This is a genomic window from Nocardia inohanensis NBRC 100128 (assembly GCF_001612945.1).
In the GTDB taxonomy this organism is placed as follows: domain Bacteria; phylum Actinomycetota; class Actinomycetes; order Mycobacteriales; family Mycobacteriaceae; genus Nocardia; species Nocardia inohanensis.
In genome coordinates this window covers 173,806-194,440 of record NZ_BDBK01000015.1, presented here as the reverse complement: position 1 = coordinate 194,440, position 20,635 = coordinate 173,806, and the positions used below count along the sequence as shown (strand labels likewise).

21 protein-coding genes are annotated in these 20,635 nt (G+C 68.4%); 12 read left to right on the top strand and 9 right to left on the bottom strand.

Annotation, left to right across the window (positions count from 1 at the left end):
* Positions 1–26: 26 nt before the first annotated feature.
* Together NI1_RS27935 and NI1_RS27930 are read right to left on the bottom strand one after the other, a co-directional pair.
* On the bottom strand, positions 27–782 hold the full coding sequence (locus NI1_RS27935; protein ID WP_067826338.1) for an isocitrate lyase/PEP mutase family protein: 756 nt from the start codon (positions 780–782) through the stop codon (positions 27–29).
* Positions 783–851: 69 nt separating this feature from the next.
* On the bottom strand, positions 852–2,201 hold the full coding sequence (locus NI1_RS27930) for a TerD family protein (protein WP_067826336.1): 1,350 nt from the start codon (positions 2,199–2,201) through the stop codon (positions 852–854).
* Positions 2,202–2,312: 111 nt separating this feature from the next.
* On the opposite strand from NI1_RS27930, the gene NI1_RS27925 reads away from it, so the two are divergent.
* The 9 genes from NI1_RS27925 to NI1_RS27885 all read left to right on the top strand — a co-directional run bounded on the left by NI1_RS27925 (position 2,313) and on the right by NI1_RS27885 (position 9,202).
* The gene (locus NI1_RS27925) at positions 2,313–2,936 is read left to right on the top strand and encodes an AIM24 family protein (RefSeq protein ID WP_067826453.1); all 624 of its coding nucleotides are present in this window, start codon (positions 2,313–2,315) and stop codon (positions 2,934–2,936) included.
* 10 nt (positions 2,937–2,946) lie between these two features.
* Positions 2,947–3,645: an AIM24 family protein gene (locus tag NI1_RS27920; RefSeq protein WP_067826334.1), complete on the top strand. Its 699-nt coding sequence runs from the start codon at positions 2,947–2,949 to the stop codon at positions 3,643–3,645.
* Positions 3,642–4,406, top strand: coding sequence for an AIM24 family protein (locus tag NI1_RS27915; RefSeq protein WP_067826332.1), 765 nt, complete (start codon positions 3,642–3,644; stop codon positions 4,404–4,406). The genes NI1_RS27920 and NI1_RS27915 overlap by 4 nt, the downstream gene beginning before the upstream one ends.
* Before the next feature lie 50 nt (positions 4,407–4,456).
* Positions 4,457–5,191: a hypothetical protein gene (locus NI1_RS27910; RefSeq protein WP_067826330.1), complete on the top strand. Its 735-nt coding sequence runs from the start codon at positions 4,457–4,459 to the stop codon at positions 5,189–5,191.
* Positions 5,192–5,270: 79 nt separating this feature from the next.
* Positions 5,271–6,272: a dihydroxyacetone kinase subunit DhaK gene (dhaK, locus tag NI1_RS27905; RefSeq protein WP_067826328.1), complete on the top strand. Its 1,002-nt coding sequence runs from the start codon at positions 5,271–5,273 to the stop codon at positions 6,270–6,272.
* Complete coding sequence (dhaL, locus tag NI1_RS27900; RefSeq protein WP_067826327.1) at positions 6,272–6,886, top strand: dihydroxyacetone kinase subunit DhaL; 615 nt, start codon at positions 6,272–6,274, stop codon at positions 6,884–6,886. Before dhaK ends, dhaL begins: the two co-directional genes overlap by 1 nt.
* On the top strand, positions 6,883–7,608 hold the full coding sequence (gene dhaM / locus NI1_RS27895) for a dihydroxyacetone kinase phosphoryl donor subunit DhaM (RefSeq protein ID WP_067826326.1): 726 nt from the start codon (positions 6,883–6,885) through the stop codon (positions 7,606–7,608). The genes dhaL and dhaM overlap by 4 nt, the downstream gene beginning before the upstream one ends.
* Before the next feature lie 77 nt (positions 7,609–7,685).
* The gene (locus tag NI1_RS27890) at positions 7,686–8,738 is read left to right on the top strand and encodes a radical SAM family protein (RefSeq protein WP_067826325.1); all 1,053 of its coding nucleotides are present in this window, start codon (positions 7,686–7,688) and stop codon (positions 8,736–8,738) included.
* On the top strand, positions 8,735–9,202 hold the full coding sequence (locus NI1_RS27885) for a hypothetical protein (RefSeq protein WP_067826324.1): 468 nt from the start codon (positions 8,735–8,737) through the stop codon (positions 9,200–9,202). The genes NI1_RS27890 and NI1_RS27885 overlap by 4 nt, the downstream gene beginning before the upstream one ends.
* 9 nt (positions 9,203–9,211) lie before the next feature.
* Here NI1_RS27885 and NI1_RS27880 read toward each other — a convergent pair whose 3' ends face one another.
* The 5 genes from NI1_RS27880 to NI1_RS27860 form a co-directional block, all read right to left on the bottom strand.
* A complete protein-coding gene (locus tag NI1_RS27880) occupies positions 9,212–10,213 on the bottom strand; it encodes an alpha/beta hydrolase (protein ID WP_067826323.1) in 1,002 nt (333 codons plus the stop codon).
* Positions 10,213–11,064 carry an HAD family hydrolase gene (locus tag NI1_RS27875; RefSeq protein WP_067826322.1) on the bottom strand — a complete coding sequence of 284 codons (852 nt, stop codon included), beginning with the start codon at positions 11,062–11,064 and terminating at the stop codon, positions 10,213–10,215. The genes NI1_RS27880 and NI1_RS27875 overlap by 1 nt, the downstream gene beginning before the upstream one ends.
* The gene (locus tag NI1_RS27870) at positions 11,064–13,460 is read right to left on the bottom strand and encodes a phosphoribosyltransferase (protein ID WP_084523818.1); all 2,397 of its coding nucleotides are present in this window, start codon (positions 13,458–13,460) and stop codon (positions 11,064–11,066) included. The genes NI1_RS27875 and NI1_RS27870 overlap by 1 nt, the downstream gene beginning before the upstream one ends.
* A complete protein-coding gene (locus tag NI1_RS27865; protein WP_067826321.1) occupies positions 13,457–14,611 on the bottom strand; it encodes an HpcH/HpaI aldolase/citrate lyase family protein in 1,155 nt (384 codons plus the stop codon). The genes NI1_RS27870 and NI1_RS27865 overlap by 4 nt, the downstream gene beginning before the upstream one ends.
* A 95-nt stretch (positions 14,612–14,706) precedes the next feature.
* Positions 14,707–15,909 carry a hypothetical protein gene (locus tag NI1_RS27860; protein WP_084523816.1) on the bottom strand — a complete coding sequence of 401 codons (1,203 nt, stop codon included), beginning with the start codon at positions 15,907–15,909 and terminating at the stop codon, positions 14,707–14,709.
* Positions 15,910–16,168: 259 nt separating this feature from the next.
* On the opposite strand from NI1_RS27860, the gene NI1_RS27855 reads away from it, so the two are divergent.
* The 3 genes from NI1_RS27855 to NI1_RS27845 all read left to right on the top strand — a co-directional run bounded on the left by NI1_RS27855 (position 16,169) and on the right by NI1_RS27845 (position 18,663).
* Positions 16,169–16,744: a TerD family protein gene (locus NI1_RS27855; RefSeq protein ID WP_067826320.1), complete on the top strand. Its 576-nt coding sequence runs from the start codon at positions 16,169–16,171 to the stop codon at positions 16,742–16,744.
* Positions 16,745–16,831: 87 nt separating this feature from the next.
* Complete coding sequence (locus NI1_RS27850) at positions 16,832–17,953, top strand: DUF475 domain-containing protein (protein WP_067826319.1); 1,122 nt, start codon at positions 16,832–16,834, stop codon at positions 17,951–17,953.
* Positions 17,954–18,042: 89 nt separating this feature from the next.
* Positions 18,043–18,663: a TerD family protein gene (locus NI1_RS27845; protein WP_067826317.1), complete on the top strand. Its 621-nt coding sequence runs from the start codon at positions 18,043–18,045 to the stop codon at positions 18,661–18,663.
* Positions 18,664–18,667: 4 nt separating this feature from the next.
* On the opposite strand, the gene NI1_RS27840 is transcribed toward NI1_RS27845, so the two are convergent.
* Positions 18,668–19,630, bottom strand: a complete 963-nt coding sequence (locus NI1_RS27840) for a DUF389 domain-containing protein (RefSeq protein ID WP_067826315.1) — start codon at positions 19,628–19,630, stop codon at positions 18,668–18,670.
* Between the two features lie 37 nt (positions 19,631–19,667).
* Positions 19,668–20,591, bottom strand: a complete 924-nt coding sequence (locus NI1_RS27835) for a DMT family transporter (RefSeq protein WP_067826313.1) — start codon at positions 20,589–20,591, stop codon at positions 19,668–19,670.
* Between the last annotated feature and the right edge of the window lie 44 nt (positions 20,592–20,635).

Genomic DNA, 20,635 nt, shown 5'->3' with positions numbered 1-20,635 from the left:
GATCGCGTACAGCCGTTCGGTCTTGGTCACTGCCAGGGCAGGAAGAGCCGGTTCGCTTCGGCGGTCAGTGCACGCTGGAGGAACGGGCCGAAACTGACTCGGGCTACGCCCATTCCGGCGAACTGCACCTTGCTGCCCTGCTCGGGGAATCCGATCGCGTTGACCGGTAGCGGGAGTTCGTGGCAGAGGGTGCGCAGTACTTCGGGCTCGCGGACGCCTACCGGGTAGAGCACGTCCGCGCCGGCCGCTGCGGCCAGACGCAAACGGGTGAGCCCGCTTTCGAGTCGCTCCTGCGGCTCGCCGCCATCGGGCCGCAGGAAAACGTCGGTGCGGGCGTTGATCACGACGTGCACTTCGGTGGCGTCGGATGCCTGCCGTAATTCGCCCACCAGGTCGGCGTGCTCCTGCGGCTCCCGCAGGCGCCCGCCCTCCTTGTGCACGGTGTCCTCGAGATTGAAGCCCACCGCGCCGGCGCTCAGCAATCCTTCGATCAGCTCCGCGGGCTTCACCCCGTACCCGGACTCCAGATCCACCGATACCGGAATATCCACGGCCGCAGTGATTTCCCGGACCCTGGCGAGCACGTCGGTGAACGCCATCCCCTCGTGGTCCCCTTTGCCCATGGAGTCGGCGAGCGGATGACTGCCGATGGTGAGCCCCGAGAATCCGGCTTCCTGCACCATCTTCGCCGACCAGGCGTCCCATACGGTCGGCAGGATCACCGGATCGCCGGGCTTGTGAAGCTCGCGGAAACTGCTGGCTTTCGCACTAAGGCTGGTCATGCTCCGATCCTGCCCCCACCACCGGGGTGAGGGTAGGACCTACGGTGCTCGATTCGTCACAGACCCCGGTCAGGCGCCGAGGAAGCGGGCGAGTTGGGGGACGGCTTCGCCGGGGTGTTTGGCTTGGATGCCCTCGCCGATGGCTTCCAGTTTCCAGTCGGCGCCGCTGCGGTAGACCTTGGCCATGACCATGCCGGTGAAGGGCATGCCGCCGGCGAGGGTGTAGCGGGCCAGTTCGGAGCTGGATTGGCCGTCCACCAAGCGGCAGAAGGCGTTTGCGACCTGTTCGAAGGTGTGGCCTTTGTAGGAGGTGACGGTGAACAGGAGGGTGGTGATCTGAGGGGAGATGCGGGTCAGGTCGACCAGGATCACCTCGTCGTCGCCTTCGCCTTCACCGGTCAGGTTGTCGCCCTGGTGGCGGACCGAACCGTCCTTGGAGGCCAGCGAGCCGTAGTAGACGACGTCGACGGGGCTCATATCGGCGAACAGGACCACGGAGGCGTCGAGGTCGATGTCGACGGCGCGGCTGCCGAGCAGGCCGCCGCGTTTCACCGGATCCCAGCCGAGGCCCATCTTGACGTAGCTGAGGGCGGCGCCGCCCTCCTTGCGGAGGTTGACGCGCTGGCCCTTGACCAGGCTGACGGCATGGTTCCTGGGGAGGTCGCGATCGGGGAACGGTTCGGGGGCGGGCTGCTGGAAACCCTGGCCGCCGGGCGGGGGCGGGAAGCCTTGTCCGCCAGCGGGATTGCCCGGCGGGGGCGGATATCCCTGGCCGGGCGGCGGGTAACCGGAACCGGGCGGCGGCGGGTAACCGCCGGTGGGAGCGAACTGTTCGGTCTGGGCGGGCGGCGGGTAGCCGGGGCCGCCGGCCGGGGCGGGCTGCTGGTAGCTCGCGGGCGCCGGCTGGGGCGCGGGCTCGTTGACGTTCACGCCGTGATCGGTGACCAGGGCGGCGAATCCGCCCGCGTACCCTTGGCCGATGGCGCGCACCTTCCAGTCCGCGCCCCGCCGGTACAACTCCACCGCGATCACGATGGATTCGGTGGTGAGGCTCTCGATCCGGTACTCGTACAACGGGTTTCCGCCGCCGTCGGCGACCGTCACCACCGGCGGCGCGATGCGGCCGAAATTGGTGCTCGGATCGTCGAGGGTGATGACCGCGCGCAGCTGCGCGATATCGGCGGGCACCGCGCCCAGCGATACGGCGAGCACGCTCGACTGCCCGGCGCCGCCCGGCTGCAACTGCACACCGGGACCGGTGGGCTGGTTGAAGAAGACGAAATCCGCGTCGGAGCGCACCTTGCCGCTCTCGGTGACCAGCAGCGCGGACAGGTCCGCGGGGGCGGCGACCTGGATGCCGATCACCACATCGTTGACGTTCAAAGGGCCGTTCTGGCCCTTCACCAGTGCTGCGGACAAGACAGACCCTTCGCTTGTCGATGCTGACGCACGCCACTCTAGGTGAAAACTCGGGCACCAGCCGCTGACCTGATCGGTTAGGGTTGCGGCACGTTCGAGTACGAGGCAGTGATGGCGCAGCTGTTCGAGAAATCCAAGAAGGTGATCGAAGCCCATCTCGCGGGGGACAGCCTCCGCGCGATCGCGGGTTCCATGGTCGCCTATGAAGGCAATGTGCAGTTCAAGAGCGCTGGTTTCGGCGGCGGCGACGGGGTGATCGCGGGGCTGAAACGCCGCGCCACCGGCGAATCGCTGTCTCTGATGGAGTGCACCGGCAACGGGCGGGTGTTCTTCGCGGTCAACGGCCAGCACGTCACCGTGGTGAACCTGAACAACGAGACGCTCCAGGTGGAATCGCAGCAGCTGCTGGCCTTCGCCGGGCAGTTGCGCACCAATGTGGCCTTCGCCGGTTTGCGCGGAGCCTCCACCGGGGCGGGCCTTTTCACCACCACGGTCAGCGGCACCGGTCAGGTCGCGCTGCTGTCGGCGGGCGGCCCGCTCATCCACCTGGAGGTGTCGCCGCAGTTCCCGCTGGTGGTGGACCCGGACGCCTTCGTGGCCTCGCGCGGCAACCTGAACCAGTCCTTCGTCACCGACGTGTCGTGGCGTTCGGCGCTGGGACAGGGTGGCGGGGAGGCGTTCTCGTTGCGCTACGACGGGCAGGGCGTCGTGTTGATCCAGCCCGCGGAACGGTGAGGGACCGCTGATGTTCGAGCAGGTGAACGGCAAAGTCGTCAAGGTGCACGCCGGGCAGGGCGTGGTGGCCCGCACCGGGGCCATGCTCTTCTACACCGGCGACGTCTCCTTCGCGCCGCATCAGATTCCGGGCGCGGGCCAGATGGGCGGCATGGGCGGCCTGATGGGCATGGCCGGTCGCATGATGGCCGGGGAGCACGAACGCACCATGCTGGCCACCGGCAACGGCGAAGTCCATTACGGTTTCGCGGGGCTGGAGACCCACATCGTGCACATGCAGCCCGGCGCGGTGTTGCGTGTGGAAGCCTCACGGCTGCTTGCCAATACGGCGCAATTGCAGAGTTCGATCGTCTCGGTGACGAGTTCGGGCGGTGGTGGCGGCGGGCGCGGCGGCGGCCTGATGGGCGCGCTGCGCGGCGCGGCGGGCGGAATGCTCACCGGCGCGGGCATGTTCACCACCCAGTTGTCCGGCCAGGGCAGCGCGGTGCTGCTCGCGCACGGCGGTTTCCTGGAACTCCAGGTCGGCGGCCAGTACCCGGTGGTGGTGGACCCGCAGGCGTTCGTGGCCGCCTACGGCAATGTGCAGACCGAGTTGAAGACGGCCTTGAGCTGGCGCGACGCGGTCGGCCGCGGTTCCGGCGAGGCCATGCAGTTGCACTGCGTCGGCCAGGGTGTGGTGTACGTGCAGGCCAGCGAGGAGAAGCTGTGAGCCAGATTCTGAATCCGATGAATCTCGGTGAGAGCGACAATATTCCGGGCAACGACTACGCCTACTGCATCGACCTGCGCAAGCCGTGGTTCATGCGCAAGGGCGCGATGATCGCCCATTACGGCGAGATGCGTTTCCAATCGCTGACCCACGGGTTGCAGGGCGGCCTGCTGCACATGGTGGCGCAACAGTTCTCGGCCCCGCTCTTCGGCGGTGACTACGTGGTTGCCGAGGGCCAGGGCAAGCTGATAATCGGCGACCGCGGCTACAACATCAACAGCTTCGATCTGGACAACGGCAACCTCACGGTGCGCGCCGCGAACCTGCTCGCCTTCGAACCCGAACTGGCGCTGAAACAATCCATCGTCCCCGGCTTCCTGACCCTGATCGGCACCGGCAAGTTCCTGGCCTCCTCCAACGGCCCGGTCATGTTCGCCGAGCCGCCGCTGCGGGTGGATCCGGAGTCGCTGGTCGGCTGGGCGGACTGCCCCTCCCCCAGCCATCACTACGATCAGCGCTGGGTGAGCAGCTTCCTGGCGGCGGGCGCGGCCCGGTTCGGGGTGACCTCCGGCGAGGAGCGGCAGTTCGATTTCACCGGCGCGGGCACCGTGCTGATCCAGTCCAGCGAGAAGATCCTCGACGACGCGCACCTGGTGCGCACCATCGAGGGCCAGTTGCAGAGCGGCATCACCCCGACCGGATTGCAGCGACTCCAGGGAGTAATCCAGCAGCAATTGGGTACCCAGCAGAATTACCAGTAGTTAGCTGTCATTGCACCGGTGGGCCGCGAACGCGTGGCAGTATCGGGGATGTGAGTGACGGTGAGGTCGAATCCGCCCACGCGCACGAACAGTATCTGCGCGCCTTCCGGCACCCCGCCGTGTCCCGTAGCCAGTTGCAGGGACTGCTCGACGCGGTGAACGGCTTCCTCGACACCGTCACCCCGCGCGACGGCGAGTACGTCCCGCAGGGCGGCTGGGCGCCCGAATCCACCGCGATGGCCTTCCAGATCGGCCGCGCCGTCGAACAGGCCCTGGCCGAACGCGAGGACGCGGAACGGGAACTGGTGCGCCGCCGCGATATTCGCGACCGCCTGGTGGCCGCGCTGGACGCGGTGCTGGACTGCCTGCGCGGCCTGCCCGACCTCACCGAAGCCGAGATCTCGCTGGGCACCACCGCCGTCAACGAGGGCTTCCAGGTGTACGACGACGGTTCGGTGCGCACCACCCCCGCCCAGGAGGCGGAGGCGGATCCGGGCCTGCTGGAGGCACGCCGCGCCGAACTGGACGAACAGCTGATGACCCTGGTCACCCGCCGCAACGATCTCGTCGACGACACCACCGACCTGGTGCGCGAACGGCTGGGCGTGGCCGAAGTGGGCATCCCCTGGGTGATCCTGGCCGCCACCCGGGGCGGGCTCGACGTCTCCGAACCCTTCGAATTCGCCGCCGAACACCTACCCGACTGCGAACTGCGCGACCTCATGGTGCAGTTGGTCACCGATATCGAATTGGCCCGTTCGCTCGAGGACGGCGCACCCGAATAGCCCGAAATCGCACCGCGGCCCGGACTCGAGTGCCAGTCTGGCCCAAGGAATTCGAACCAGCCTGCCGAGGGAGCACCCGGTGAAGAAGCTGATCAACAAGCCCGCCGACGTGGTGGACGCCGCGCTCGCCGGGATGGCCGCCGCGCATCCGGAACTGCGGGTGGACGCGAAGCAGCGGGTGGTGGTCCGCGCCGACGCGCCCGTGCCCGGCAAGGTCGGGCTGGTCTCCGGCGGCGGCTCCGGACACGAACCCCTGCACGCCGGTTTCGTGGGCCCCGGCATGCTCGACGCCGCCTGCGCGGGCGAGATCTTCACCTCCCCGGTCCCCGATCAGATCCTGGCGGCCACCACCGCCGTCGACGCCGGGGCCGGGGTGCTGCACATCGTGAAGAACTACACCGGCGATGTGATGAATTTCGAGATGGCCGCCGAACTCGCCGAAGCCGATTCCGGCACGCAGGTGCGGGCCGTGGTGGTGAACGACGATGTGGCGGTGCAGGACAGCCTCTACACCGCCGGCCGGCGCGGCGTCGGCGCGACCGTGGTGCTGGAGAAGCTGGCGGGCGCGGCCGCCGAACAGGGCCGCCCGCTGGCCGAGGTGGCGCGCATCGCCGAACGCGTGAACGCCGAATCCCGCAGCATGGGAATGGCTTTGACCTCGGGCACGGTCCCGGCGGTCGGGCATCCCACCTTCGAGCTCGGCGACGACGAGATGGAGATCGGGATCGGCATTCACGGTGAGCCCGGACGCCGGCGGGTGCCGCTCGCCCCGGCCCGTGAGATCGCCGCCATGCTGGTCGAACCCGTCCGCGCCGACCTGCCCTTCCGATCCGGCGACCGGGTGCTGTGTTTCGTCAACGGCATGGGCGGCACCCCGCTGATCGAGCTGTACCTGATGTTCGACGAGGTGACGCGGATCCTGCGCGGGCAGGGCGTCCGGATCGCCCGCTCGCTGGTCGGCTCCTACATCACCTCCCTCGATATGGCGGGCTGCTCGGTCACCCTGACCCGCCTCGACGAGGAGCTGACCGCGCTCTGGGATGCCCCGGTCCGCACCCCGGCGCTGCGGTGGGGCCTGTGATGAGCGTCGATCCCGCGGCCTGGATCCGCGCCTTCGCGGCACTGGTGGACGCGCACGCCGACGAACTCACCGCGCTGGACGCCGCCGTCGGCGACGCCGACCACGGCACCAATATGCGGCGCGGGATGGCCGCAGCCGTTGCGGCCCTGAACGATTCGCATCCCGAGACGCCCACCGAGGTGTTCAAGCAGACCGCCATGGTGCTGATCCGCAGCATCGGCGGCGCCGCCGGCCCCCTCTACGGCACCTTCTTCCTGCGCTGCGCCCCGGCCATCGGATCCGGTACGGAGATAAGCGATTTCGCGCGCGCTTTCCGCGCCGGACTGGACGGCGTGCTCGCCCGCGGCAAGGCCGAACCCGGCGACAAGACCATGGTCGATGCCCTGGAGCCCGCCGCCGACGCCCTGGACAAGGCGGTCGCCGCGGAATCCGCACCGGAGGCGGCGCTGGACGCGGCCGTGCTGGCGGCCGAAACCGGCAGGGACGCAACCATTCCGCTGGTCGCCCGCAAGGGCCGCGCCTCCTACCTCGGCGAACGCAGTGCTGGACATCAGGACCCGGGTGCGACCAGCGCCGCCCTCCTCGTCCGCGCCGCACGGCAGGCGCTGCGATGATCGGCCTGGTGGTGGTCTCCCACAGCCGCCCGCTCGCGCGGGCGGCGGTCGCGCTGGCCACGGAACTGCTTCCCGCCCAGCCGGTTCGGATCGAGATCGCCGCCGGCCTCGACGAGCAGACCCTGGGCACCGACGCGGTAGCGGTGGCCGATGCCATCACCGCCGCCGACACCGGCGAGGGCGTGCTGCTCCTGATGGATCTCGGCAGCGCGATCCTGTCCGCCGAAACCGCCCTGGATCTGCTGGCCGACCCCCACGAGGTGCACCTGTGCGCCGCCCCGCTGGTCGAGGGCCTGGTGGCCGCCCTGGCGGCGGCCGGCGGCGGCGCGGACCTCGCCGCGACCGCCCGCGAAGCCGAATCCGCTCTCGATGCCAAGCGCACCCAGCTCGGCGACTCACCCAGGCACCCCCGCTCGGTCAGCGCGCCGACCGAAGACACCACCCAGATCGCCCGCCCGCAAGCCGACGCCGTCTTCGAGGTGACCAACGCGCACGGACTGCACGCCCGGCCCGCCGCCGAACTGGTCTCCGCTCTCAACGATCTGGACGCGGAGGTCCTGCTCCGCAATGCCACCACCGGCGCCGGCCCGGTCCCCGGCAACAGCCTGACCCGCGTCCTCACCCTCGGCGTCCTCCCCGGTCACCGCCTCGAAGTCGCCGCCACCGGTCCCGAGGCCGCCTTGGCGATCGAGCAGGTGCGGACGGTCACCTCCGGGCACTGAAGTGTTCACGACTGGCAGGATCGACCCTCGCCCACTATTGTAGTCGTCAAGACTAAAACAAGAAGGCGGGGGACCCTGTGACCATCATCGAAGAGCGATTCCCGGGCGTGCGGGTCGACGATCGCGTCGATCTCGGGGCCGAGCTGGTCCGGCACCGGATCGGCGGCATCGAACGAACATTCGCGCTGCCCTTGACCTTCACGCCCTTCGCCTCCGCGCAGCCCTGCTCCGCGCGCTGCGTGTTCTGCTCGGAGACCCTGCGCCATCGCGACGCCACGGTGCTCTCGGCCGGATTGCGCCCCGGCACCGGCTATTTCGAGGGCCTGGAGCGGGTCTTGGCGGAACTGCGCGGGCTGCCGTTCGGGCTCTCGCTCTCGGGACTGGAAGCGACCGACGACCCGGATTGGCTGGAAGCGGTGCTGGATCTGCTCGACGCACACGACGGGCCGATCACCGAGCGGGTCCTGTACACCAATACCGCCGGTCTGGCGCGGGAAACCCATGGGGCACGGTTGATTCCGCGGCTGGCGCGCTTCGGCCTGGACCGGGCCGAGGTGTCCCGGCACGCCCGGGACCAGGCGGCCAATGATCTGATCATGCGATTCCGGGACGGCAAACCCGTCTCGGACAACGCGGTGTTCGAACGCACCGTCCGCCAGCTGGGTGCGGCCGTGCCGGTGCGATTGGTCTGCGTCATCCAGCGGACCGGCGTACACGATCTGGCGGGGGTGGAGAGCTATCTCGCTTGGGCGCGTGACGAATTGGGCGTCACCGATGTGGTTTTCCGCGAGTTCTCCCGGCTGGGTGAGCTGTACAAGCCGAACGCGCCGCTGCGCACCATCGCCCGCGACCGGGTGCCGATCGAGGCGCTGCTCGACGAAATATGGCCCGCGGCAAGCGATCCGGTCGCCGGTTTCGCACCGCTGCGGCACACGCGCGGGTACTACTACTGGAACCTGCGCTGCCGCTGGCGGGACGCCGTCGACGTCACCTTCGAAACCTCCGACTACGAGCTCATGAAGGACCGCCATCACTCCGGCACCGTGCACAAACTGATCTACCACGCCAATGGAAACCTTTGTGCCGATTGGGATCCGGAGACCGCCGTGCTGCTGCGCACCGCCGCGTGATCGCCGCGTATCGGGATGCCCTGCGCGCCCTGCGGATGCGCGGGGTGCCCTACGCGGTGATCGGTGGCCTCGCCCTGCACCTGCGCTACGGCGCGGCCTTGGACCTGCCGATCCGCGACTGCGATCTGCTGCTGCCCTCACCGTCGATCGGACCGGACGCCTTCACCACCACCCTGCGTGCCCGTGGCTGGCGGGTGCGCTCGTGGCAGGACGAGGTCCGTACCCCACTCGATCCGGCGCTGCTGACCGGGCGTTTCTATCTGCGTGCCACCCGCGCGGCCGGGATCATCGACGCCACTTACGAATACGATGCCGTCACCTGGGACGAGGTGCGCGCCGGCATCGACTGGTACGACGGGATCCCGATCGCCGCGCCCGCTCACCTGATCGCGCTCATGGCGGCCCGTGATTCCGAGCAGGACCGGTCACGGATCGCCGCCGTCCGGAAACTGGCGGGTCTGTGACGGAACAGCTCAGTCCGGCAAGCCCATTCCCTGTGCCAGGACCGGCCAGGACTTGTGCAGGTCGTCTTCCCAGTACGGCCAGTAGTGGGTGCCGACCGGGTTGAACTGGTAGGTGGCGGGGATGGCGATGGAGTCCAGTTTGGATTTCAGGTTGGCGGTGCAGCCGTTGACGGCGGCTTCGATCGCCATGCCGAGGCCGAGGTTCACGCCGCCGGTGCTGCCGGGGGCATTGGAGAGGTAGTACTGGATGTCCTCGGGGCGCGGTATGCCGTTGCCGGTGGCGATGTAGAGGTTGGTGCCGCGCAGTTTCTCGGCATTGACCACCGGGTCGTTCTCGGCCCACAGGGGGCTGTCGTCGGGGCCGTACATGTTCTGGGTGCTACCGCCGGACCAGGTTTCGACCACGAACTTCACGAACTGGCGGCCGATGGGGTCGGCGATCTGGGCACAGCCGCTGTAGGCGGCGACGGATTTCCACAGGCCGGGTTTCGCTTCGGCCAGTTGCAGGACCGAAGTGCCGGACATGGAGACGCCGGCCAGGGCGTTCAGGCCGGTGGAGTTCAGTTGCCGGTCCAGCAGCGGGGGAAGCTCCTCGGTGAAGAAGGTCTTCCACTTGTTGACGCCGAGCTTGGGATCCGGGCGCAGCCAGTCGGTGTAGTAACTGCCGCGGCCGCCGATGGGCAGGACGACATTGACGGGCTTGTCGGCCAGCCATTCCAGGGCGGTGGTCTGGCCCTGCCAGCTCGCTTCGCCTTCACCGGCATCGAGACCGCTGAACATGTAGAGGTTCGGGGCGGGGCGGGATTCGTCGGCCGGACGCTGCACGTCGACCACGATCTCCTTGTCCATGGCCGCGGAGTACACCTTCAGATGCCAGGTGCGGCCGTCCTTTTCGACCGAGGTGATGGCCGAGGGCTTGGCGGGGTCCGCGGTGGCGGCGCTGCCGAGAGCTGTCACGGCGAGCGCGGCGGTGAACACGGCCGCGGTGACACGACGCATGGTGGATTTCATCAGGCGGCCACCTCCGGGGTCGCGTTGTGGAACCAGTCGAGGATCTCCTCCGCGGCGAGAATGCCGGCCGCACTGGTGATGGTCAGGTTGGGCGCGGTCCATTCGAGCTGTTCGAGTTCGCCGTGGCGCGGGCGGATGGCGGCGTCGGCGCTGCGCAGCATCTCGGCGTCCAGCGCGCCGTCACCGGCCGCCAGCACCCGCGAATCGGGTTCCAGCACACCGGAATCGATGAGACGGCGACGGACCTCGGCGACCGCGCGGCTCTTGCAGACCGCGTTCGGCATGGTGTAGATCTTGCGGCCCTGTTGGGAGGCGGACCAGCCGCGCGGGCGGCACCAGGCGTCCCATTCGGCGAGGAAATCGCCCGGGAGGGTGGCGGTCTCCACCACCAGGTAGTTGAAGAGGTGGTCGGCGACCCGGAACTTCTTGACGAAGGAATCGCTGATGCGGGCGCTCAGTGCCGCATTGATCTGGGAGAGGGTGGCGGCGGTGGTGCGGACTTCGCGATCGAGGTCGATGCGCCAGCGCAGATCGGGCCTGCCGTGGTGCAGGATATTGCCGCCGTTGGTGGTGATGGCGTAGGGCCACGGCGCGCCGGGTAGTCGAATCCGGTTGAACTGCTTCATGGTTCGGGTGGTGGTGGGGACCACCGCGGCGGGCGTGGTGAGCGCCCGCATGCGGTCCGCGGCGAGGCTGGTCATGTAGGAGAGCGGCGCGCCCTCCAGGTGCTCCACCACCACCGTGTTCAGCTCGGGCGTCGCGCCGAAGGCATTGCGGGAGTAGATCATGGTGCGATCCAGGTCCGTCGCCACCAGGACCGATCTGGGCGAGGGGCGTCTTCGGTGCGGCATTACTTCTTCACGTCCTTGATCAGGCCCATGCAGGCGTAGGCGAGATCGGGCACGACCTCGACCGGCACGCCGCGCGATTCGGCGAGCAAACGGATGTGCGCGTGCTCGGGAGCATCGGCCTCGCGGACCAACACCCGCCACGGCAGGCGGCGCAGCAGCACCCGGGTGGTCTCGCCGACACCGGGTTTCACGAAATTGACCGAGGCGATGCCGTACTGCGCGCGCACCTTCTCCACCGATGCCCAGCCCGCCCAGGTCGGGGTGCGATCCGTTGCCCGCACGGCCGCGACCTGCGCGTCCACCCGGGGACGCACGCTGTCGAAGGCGGCGCTCACCCGGTCCAGCAGGCGCGCGGAGACATCGTCGGGGACGAGGTCGCGGTAGTACTTGGCGCCGTGGAAGTCCCGGGGACCGATCAGGGCGTCGTTGAGTACGGTGCGCGAAACCAGTCCGGAGACAGTGGAATTGAGGCAGGCCGAGGCGATGAGGAAGTCGTCGCGGGTGCCGTAGGTGCGCACGCAGCTGCCCGGATCGGCGAGCACGACGAGTTCGTCGTCGAAGTGCGCACCGCCCGCGGCTTCGTAGGCTCGCAGGGCTTCGGTCAGTTCCCGGGTGATCGCGCCCTTGCCGGTCCAGCCGTCCACGAACACGATGGTGGACGGATCATGATGCTGGGCAAGGTAATCCAGCGCCACCGGGTCGATGCCGCGATCGCGGACGATCGAGACGGCGTAGTGCGGAACCTCCAGGCCCCGGGTCGCCAGCCAGCGCCGCATGAGAATGCCCACCGGCGTGCCCGCGCGCGCCAGCGAGACCAGGACGATGTCGGGCCCGCGCTGCGCGACGACGAGTTCGGAGACCGTGGCCACCGCCAGCGCGAGCCGGTCGGCGCTGTCCTCGAGCACCCGGTCGAAGAGTTCCCGGTAGGCCGCGTCCGGCTGATATTCGATGGGCAGCGATTCGGCGTAGTGCGCGTCCCCGGACTGGATGCGCTGCTCGCGCTCGGCCACCTCGGCTTCCAGGTCCACCGCCGAGAGATCCTTGAGCAGCCAGGTCACCTCGTCGGCCGCATAGGACCCGAATTCCGGCCCCCGCAAGGGTTTCGGCAGTTCGCTGCGGACCGCCGTCAGCGCGCGCGGGTCGGCCTCGGGCAGCACGGCCAGCACCACATCCGCGCCGGACGCGGTGAGCACGTCGATCAGCCCGCCGGCGGCGGTGAGCCGGTCGGTGTCTGCCGGTTCGTCGATGACCACCAGCAGTATCGGCGCCTCGGCCGCCGGTTCCGGCCAGGCCGCGTTGTACACGTAGCGCGCCGCGTCCTCACCGGATTCCGGTGCGGTGAACCGGAATCCGCGCCGCAGCGGATACCCCGGCTCGTCCAGCACGTAGGCGGGCGAGCGGGTGGTGGTCTGGTAGCGGGTGGGGATACCGCTGTCGGCGAGGCTCTCGGCCAGCCGCAGCGGCAGGTACATGAGCTCCTCGTGGCCCAGCACGATGACCGGCCGGGGGCGGTCACCGACCGCGCCGCCCCAGGGCAGGGCGTCCAGTCCGCGCCGCAGCGTCGCCGCCGCATCGGTGAGCGCGGCCTCGAAGCCGGTGCCGTCGGTGCGCAGGATGCCGTGCCGTCCGCCTTCGGGAACGGCGGCGGGCCAGGGCAATTCGATCCGTTCGAACCGCCCGCGGACCGCCGCGACCGGGTTCAGCTCCGGTTCGGGCAACGCCTGTACGGAATCGACCAGGTTCGCCGGCAGCAGCGTCTCCCCGGCGGCCAGGCAGACGGTGTCGATGCGCGCGCCCAGGTCGGCGGCGGCCGCTTCGAAGGCCGCCTGGTCGGCCTCGGTGCGCATATCCACCAGCGAGGCCAGCACATAGTGGGTGCGCGGGGTGAATTCGTGCAGCGCCCGGATGGCGTCCAGTGCCGTTGCGCCGGTGGAGATCTCGTCGTCGACCAGCACCATGGGCAGCGAGTTCAGGAAGATCCGCGCCGGCGCCGGCTGCAACAGGTGCGAGGTGGCGTGCGAATGCCCTTCCTCGAACCCGGTGAGCGTCACCGCGGTCGGCACCTCGCGCCGCGTCGAGTGCAGATAGCACTCCGCCCGCATCCGCGCCGCCACGCAATGTCCGAGTCCCGTTGCGGTTTCGGCGAATCCGAGCACCACCACGGGCCCGTCCACCACTTCGCGCACCAGATCGCCCAGCCGGTTCCCGGCCTCGATCACCCGATGCGGATCGGTCGGCAGATGCTTGCCCAGCACCGTGGAGACCAGCAGATGCGCCCGGCGCGGATTGCGCCGCAGCCCGGGTTCGACCAGCGCGGGGATCTCCCACTCCGCGACGTACGAATTGCCGTGCCGCAGTCCGAGTCCCAGCTCCCGGGTGGCCCAGGGTGAGTTCACGACGCCAGCGCCTTCAGCAGATCCACGAACGAAACCCCTTTGTCGGTGACTCCGAATACCTTGGCCCGCAGCAGCGTTTGCCGTGCCCAGCTGCGATGCGGCTTCATCTCGTTCATCTTGTTGCGATACTCCGAGGCCGCGACCCCGCCGGCGTCCCGCTCCAGGATGTCGAGCGCGTCGGAGTACTCCTCATGGGTGACCACCGACAGCGCGTGCACCACCGGCACGTGCGAGGGGTGGATGACGGTCTTGCCCTGGATGCCGTTGGAGCGATCGAGGGCGATCTCGCGCAGCAGCCCGTCCAGGTCCCGGCTGACCAGGTACTCCCGGAACGGCACCGCGTCCACCTCGGCGAACGGCGAGGTGCGCAGCATGGGCCGGAACATGCGCTCGTGGTCGGCGAAGTACTCCCACACCGGCCCGGTGATGGTGAACCCGGTGCCGTCGGTGCGGCCCAGGTAGTTGACGATGTCGGCGATCACGTCCGCGACCACCCGCACGTCGTAGATGGTGAGGTCACGGTCGCGCCGGATGCCGAAGGTGGAGCACATATCGGTGGCTCCGATGCGCACGGCCAGCACCTTGTCCCGGTGCGCGGTGAGCATGTCCTGGATGCGATGCAATTCCGGATCGCGGGTCTGACGGTGCACCAGCGCGGGCGATTCCAGCACCGGCATCCCGAACACGGTGCGCCCCAGCCGTTCCGATGCCGCTTCGATGGCCGCGAGGTACTTCTCGCCGGATCTGCTGTCGAACTTGGGGAAGATGAATCCGGTCAAAACCTTTGCGCCGGGCCCGATCCAGTCGATGATCTCGCCGATGGTGTCGGCGTCGCGCACCCGCACGAACAGCAGCGGATACAGGTCCACGCCCGCGCCGATCTCGTCCAAGGTGGCTGCGGCCTGGCGCTTTCCGTACTCCAGGTCGTGGTCGGCGACGGCGTCCTCGAGGTCGATGACCATGGAGCAGACCCCGCGTTGCGCGCGCTTGATGATGGCGGCGGTGAGGTCCGCACGGGTGGCGGGCACATACAGCGTCGCGCCCAGCGCCATGGCCAGGGTCTCGCGGTCCATGCAGTCGGTGAACGGCTCCGGCGGGCGATGGAACAGCAGGCGTAGTTCGGGTCCCGGCACCTGCCGGTGATGTCTCATGGGTATGCGCTTGTGCAGCGATACGGGAGCGACGTCCGGCCTGGTGGTGATAATCGCGGTCATCGTCCCCCATTTCTCCTACAAAGCGGTCGGTTCTATCTATCGGTATTTCGCATGCGTTCGACAACACCCGCGATGAACGCCGTGATGGCGTCGAGCTCGGAGACGTAGGCCCAGTAGTCGGGATGCCGGCCGGTCAATCCGGCGGCGGCCCGATCCAGGCGGTCGGACTGGGCATCCAGTACCGATCCCCATTGCGGGACGAGACCGCTGTTGACCGCCAGCATCTGCGCGTCGCGCAGTTTGAACCGGACGGCCTTGGCCTTGTCCTGCGGCTTGTCGCGGACCTCTCGCAAGAGGGTGAGCCGGTCGGTAACCGCGTCGGCTTTCTCCTCGGCGATGGCGAGCTGTCCGCGGGCGGATGTGGTCAGGTCAAGCGTTTGCTCCGGGTCGTTGTTCTGCAATGCCGCCCGGGCACGAGTCAGTTCCGCGTCGGCGGCGTCGATGGCGCGCAGGGCTTCGCGTTCATTGTTGGTCAAATCGGACGAACTCGCAGCGTTGAACTCCCGGAACAGGGCCGACAGCGCCGGGGTGATCCGCTCGATCCGATGGCGCGCGGCCGCCAGCCGGGTGCCCGCCGAAGCCAGTGCGGTGGTAGCCGAATGCTGTTTGCCCGGTGCATCTTCCAGGGCCCTTGACAAGGTTCTGGTGCAGGTCTCCAGATGGGTTGCGGCATCGCGCGCGGCCCCCGCACCGGACCCCGCCAGCACCCCCTCGAGGGTGATCAATCCCTCATCCACCGCCGCTGCGGCGGACCGCACCGACGGGTATCCCGCGTACGCGGAAGCGTCGGCCGCCTGCCGCGCCGCCTGCGCCGCCGACCGCACCTGGTTCACCAATTGCGGCACCGTCCCGTACACCGCGACCGCGTGCTCGAGATGCGCCTGATTGCCCCGATAGAAATCGTCCACCGCCCGCGCGGCATCCCCGAGCCGCCGGATCTGAGTGTCGATCTCCGGCTGCGCCACCGTGCCGCCGTCCCGTTCCACCTGGTCCAAGCGTTCGGTCAAGGCCAGATAGGCGCCCGCCGCGTCGTAGCAGCGCGCCCGCACCGGCTCCCAGACCGCCGCCATCCCGCGTTCGGGGAACACCGCCGCCGAGGCCGCCACCGCCTGCTCGGCGATGCTCTGCCGCTTATCCATGTCCAGGAAGGCCGCGGTCAGCGTCGTCCGCGCCTGCTGCACCCATTCGGTGTTCCGGGAGGATCCGCGGAACCACCCGCGTCTACGGCCTGCCACGACCCGATCGTAGGTGACAACTGATTTCGTAAGGATGGGGTAACTCACCGGGGACGTCCAAAATCGGATCGGGTCCTGACCGCAGGCACGCGTGCGAGACTGGCAACGGAACTCTGCCGCGCGCTGAAGTCGCGGAGAGGCGGAAGAGTTCCTGCGAAGGGGTCGCCATTGCTACTAGTGTCGTAGTGGCGGACCCGGCAATTCGGACATGCCGCGAACCAAGAACGCTAGAACGCTTTCCTACGAAAGGGATTCCCGCATGGGTGTCAGTTTGTCCAAGGGCGGCAACGTTTCGCTGACGAAGCAGGCGCCGAACCTGACCCAGGTCGCCGTCGGCCTGGGCTGGGATGTGCGCACCACCACGGGGACCGACTTCGACCTGGACGCGAGCGCCATCGCGACCGGCGCCGACAAGAAGGTCGTGTCCGACAAGCACTTCGTCTTCTTCAACAACCTGTCTTCGCCCGAAGGCGCCATCGTGCACGCCGGTGACAACCGCACCGGTGAGGGCGAGGGCGACGACGAGGTCATCAACGTCGACCTGTCCGCCACCCCGCCGACCATCGAGTCCATCTTCTTCCCGGTCTCGATCTACGAGGCGGACGGCCGCGGCCAGAGCTTCGGCCAGGTCCGCAATGCCTACATCCGCGTGGTGGACCGCGCCAACGGCACCGAGCTGGCCCGCTACGACCTGTCCGAGGACGCCTCCACCGAGACCGCCATGGTCTTCGGCGAGCTGTACCGCAACGGCGCCGAGTGGAAGTTCCGCGCCGTCGGCCAGGGGTACGCTTCCGGACTGGCCGGTATCGCCCGCGATTACGGCGTCACCGTCTAAAGACGGAGCAACACGCACCAGGGGGGCTCGGGCGTCGGGCCCCTCTACGTGCAAGCATGAACCGAACCCGGCACTACGAAAGGCCCCATTGCGGTGCGTATTTTCGGCCTCTCCATAGTCGTCACGATCGCATCGCTGATCGCGGCGTTCATTTACGGCGGACCAACAGCCTTGGCGCTCTGCGCGATCCTGGGCATCCTCGAGGTGTCGCTCTCCTTCGACAACGCTGTCATCAACGCCTCCATCTTGCAGAAGATGAGCGACTGGTGGCAGAAGATCTTCCTCACCGTCGGCGTGCTGATCGCCGTCTTCGGTATGCGCCTGGTGTTCCCGCTGGCCATCGTGTGGGTCACCGCGGGCCTCAACCCCGGTAAAGCCTTCGACCTGGCGATGAACCCGCCCGCCGACGGCGCGCTCGAATTCCCGGACGGCAGCCCCAGTTACGAGAAGCTGCTGACCGACGCGCACCCGCAGATCGCGGCCTTCGGTGGCGCGTTCCTGCTGCTGCTGTTCCTGAACTTCATCCTCGAAGAGCACGAGATCACCTGGCTGGGCTGGCTGGAGCGCCCGCTCGCCAAGCTCGGCAAGCTGGACATGCTCTCGGTGGTCATCACCCTGGTCGGCATCGTGCTCGCCGCCGAATTCCTGGCCAAGGACAAGGACATCAGCACCGTGCTGCTGGCCGGCATCCTGGGCGTGGTCACCTACATCGTGGTCGACGGCCTCGGCTCCATGTTCCACACCGAGGAGTTCGACGAGGAGAACGCCTCCGGGCCTTCGGAATTGGTGAAGGCCACCGGTAAGGCCGGCTTCTTCCTGTTCCTGTACCTGGAAGTGCTCGACGCCTCGTTCTCCTTCGACGGCGTCATCGGCGCGTTCGCCATCACCTCCGACCCGATCCTGATCGCGCTGGGCCTGGGCCTGATCGGCGCCATGTTCGTCCGCTCCATCACCGTGTACCTGGTGCGTAAGGGCACGCTCTCGGAGTACGTGTACCTGGAGCACGGCGCGCACTGGGCCATCGGCGCGCTGGCGGTCATCCTGCTGGTCTCGATCGGCGTGCACATCAACGAGGTCATCACCGGTCTGGTCGGCGTCGCGTTCATCGGCGCGGCCTTCATCACCAGCATCATCCGCAATCGTCGCGAAGGCGACGAGGACGGCGGTGCGAAAAGCCTGAGCGAGCAGGAAGTCACGCCGGTAGGCTGAGTTCCGTCGCGACCCGCGCCCGTCCCACGCATTCGCGAGGTGGCGGGCGCGGGTTTTTTGCTATCCGATTCCCTGAGGGGGGAGTACGCATGAACCAGCCCAACCCCGGTGGCGTCAACCTGGGCAAGGTCACGCTGTCCAAGGCCACACCGTCGGTGAACCTCACCAAACCCGGTGACAGCCAAGGGGCGATGCGGGTCAACCTGAACTGGTCGCAGGGCAAACGCGGGCTGTTCCGGCGCTCCAATGCCGTCGACCTCGACCTGGGATGCCTCTACGAACTGACCGACGGGCGCAAGGGCGTGGTGCAGGCGCTCGGAAACGCCTTCGGCTCTTTGCAATCCGCGCCCTACATCCAGCTCGACGGCGACGACCGCACCGGCGCGGCCACCGGCGGCGAGAACATGCACATCAACCTGGAGAAGCCGGATACGTTCCGGCGCATCCTGATCTACGCGTTCATCTACGAGGGCGTGCCGAACTGGGCGGCCGCCGACGGGGTGGTGACGCTGTTCCCGACGCACGGCCCGCAGATCGAAGTACGGCTGGATTCGCCGGTGGACGGGTCGCGCTCGTGCGCCATCGCGCTGTTGCAGAACACCGGCGGCGGGCTCACCGTGCACCGGGAAGTGCAGTACATCAACGGTTCTCAGAGCGCCATCGACAAGGCGTACAACTGGGGTCTCAACTGGACGCCGGGGCGCAAGTAACCCGCTAGAGCATGCGGCGCGGCGTGGACATGTGCCGGGCGCGCCGCACCGAAATCCGCGACCAGACCCGTTCCTGCACAGCCAAGGTGAACCAGCCGGCGAGCGCCATCCCGGCGATGTTCAGCAGCAGCTGGGCGACACTGCCCCAGACGGTCTTACCGTCACCGAAGGCCACGCCCATAGCGATATTGGCCGCGGCGGGCACGGTGGTCACCGAGATGAAAACACCCGCCATACCGAGGGATTTGGCCGAGGTGATGGAGAGCACCCCGGCCGCCCCCGCGATCACCGCGACGATGAACGACCACTTGTCCGGGGTGTAGATGAAGGCGGTGCCGGGGCGCGGGCCGTCCACATCGGCGAGGGTTATCCAGCCCAGGCCGCGCGCCGCCAAAGCGGCCGCGATGGTGATTCCGATGGCCACCACGAAGCCGAGCACCAGGGTGCGAATCGCCAACTGCAACAGGACGAACCGGCGCCGGATGAGCGCCACCCCCAGCGCCGCGATGGGACCGAACTCCGGCCCCAGCACCATGGCGCCGACCACCAGGATCTGGGAATCGAGCACGATCGCGATGCTCGCGATGACCGTCGCCAAGGTGAGGAAACTCAGGTAGGTCCAATTCAATTCGGTGTCCTCGTAGGCGCGCTGCCCGACCTCCGCCCACACCACGGCATCGGCGCTGCTACCGGGTGTGCGCAACTCGGCCTGGAAACCCTTGCGCGACAGCCAGGTATCGATCCGCTCGAGTTCGATACTGCCCACCTGATGCACCCGCATGGCGCGCAGCTGCTGGACGATATCGTTCGCGCCCTCGCGCGCGACCTGGGCCATGATCAGGTCTCCGGCCGGGCGGACCGCCGCGCCGCGGAAGACGGCGAGACCGCTCACGGCGCAATCGTCGTCGAACAGGGCGAGGATGTCGTCGGTCATCGTGGCGGGAGCCATGATTCGCAGGTGCAGCATGGGGGATAGTGTGCCGTGCCGCCGCCGGAGCGGCCGGCTATCTACCGGCCGCGACCGCCGGTGTCGCCGGCGCCGGGGCGACCGGGGGCTGCCCGGCTGATTGCGGGGCGGTGCGACGGGCGGCCAGCACCATGCCGAGGATGCCGAGCGCGAGGCCGGCGACGGTCACCGGGCCAACCGGCTGATCGATGATCAACCACGCCATGATGGCGGTGACCACGGGAGTGGCGAAGAACAGGCGGCCGACCCGGGTGGTGTCCCAGCGCTGCAACATGGTGTTGAGCAGCAGGAACGCGGCCATGGAATTGATCAGCACCATCCACACCATGGAACCGGCGAAGCGGCCCGGATCCGAGACGTGGAACGCGCCGGTCGCCAGCGCCAGCGCACCGGCGAAGGGCGCGCTGATCGCCACGTGCACCGCGGTGCCCACCTTGGGATCGACGCCCGGGGTGAAGCGCTTCTGGTAGACCGTGCCGAGGCTGAGTCCGGCCAGGCCGACCAGGCACAGCAGCAAACCGGTGAGCGAGAAGCTGGATTGGTCGACCACCGCCAAACCGACTCCGAGACCGCCGATTCCGAAGCCGAGCCACTGCCGGTGCGTCACCGCTTCGCCGAGCAAGCCCGCGAACACGGCGATCACCAGCGGGCTCAGGCCCTGTACGAGCGAGATGACGGCGGCGCTGACCTGCTCGCCCATCGCGGTGTAGAAGGCGCCGAACTGCACCATCTGCATGAGCAGGCCCGCGATCACGGTGTGGCCCAGCAGTTTTCCGCGCGGCCAGACCGCGCCGGTGGCCAGCGCCAGCAGGATGAGCAGCGTGCCCGCGATGGCGAAGCGGCCGAAGAGCACCAGCATGGGCGGGGCCGCGCCGACGCCGATGATGCCGGCGATGAAGGCGCTGCTCCACATGAGGATCAGCGCGGGCGGTCCCGCTACTTCGAAGAGCCGGTTGTTCATGATTCCTCCCGCGCTAACCATCTTGACCGGTTACTACCGTGGCA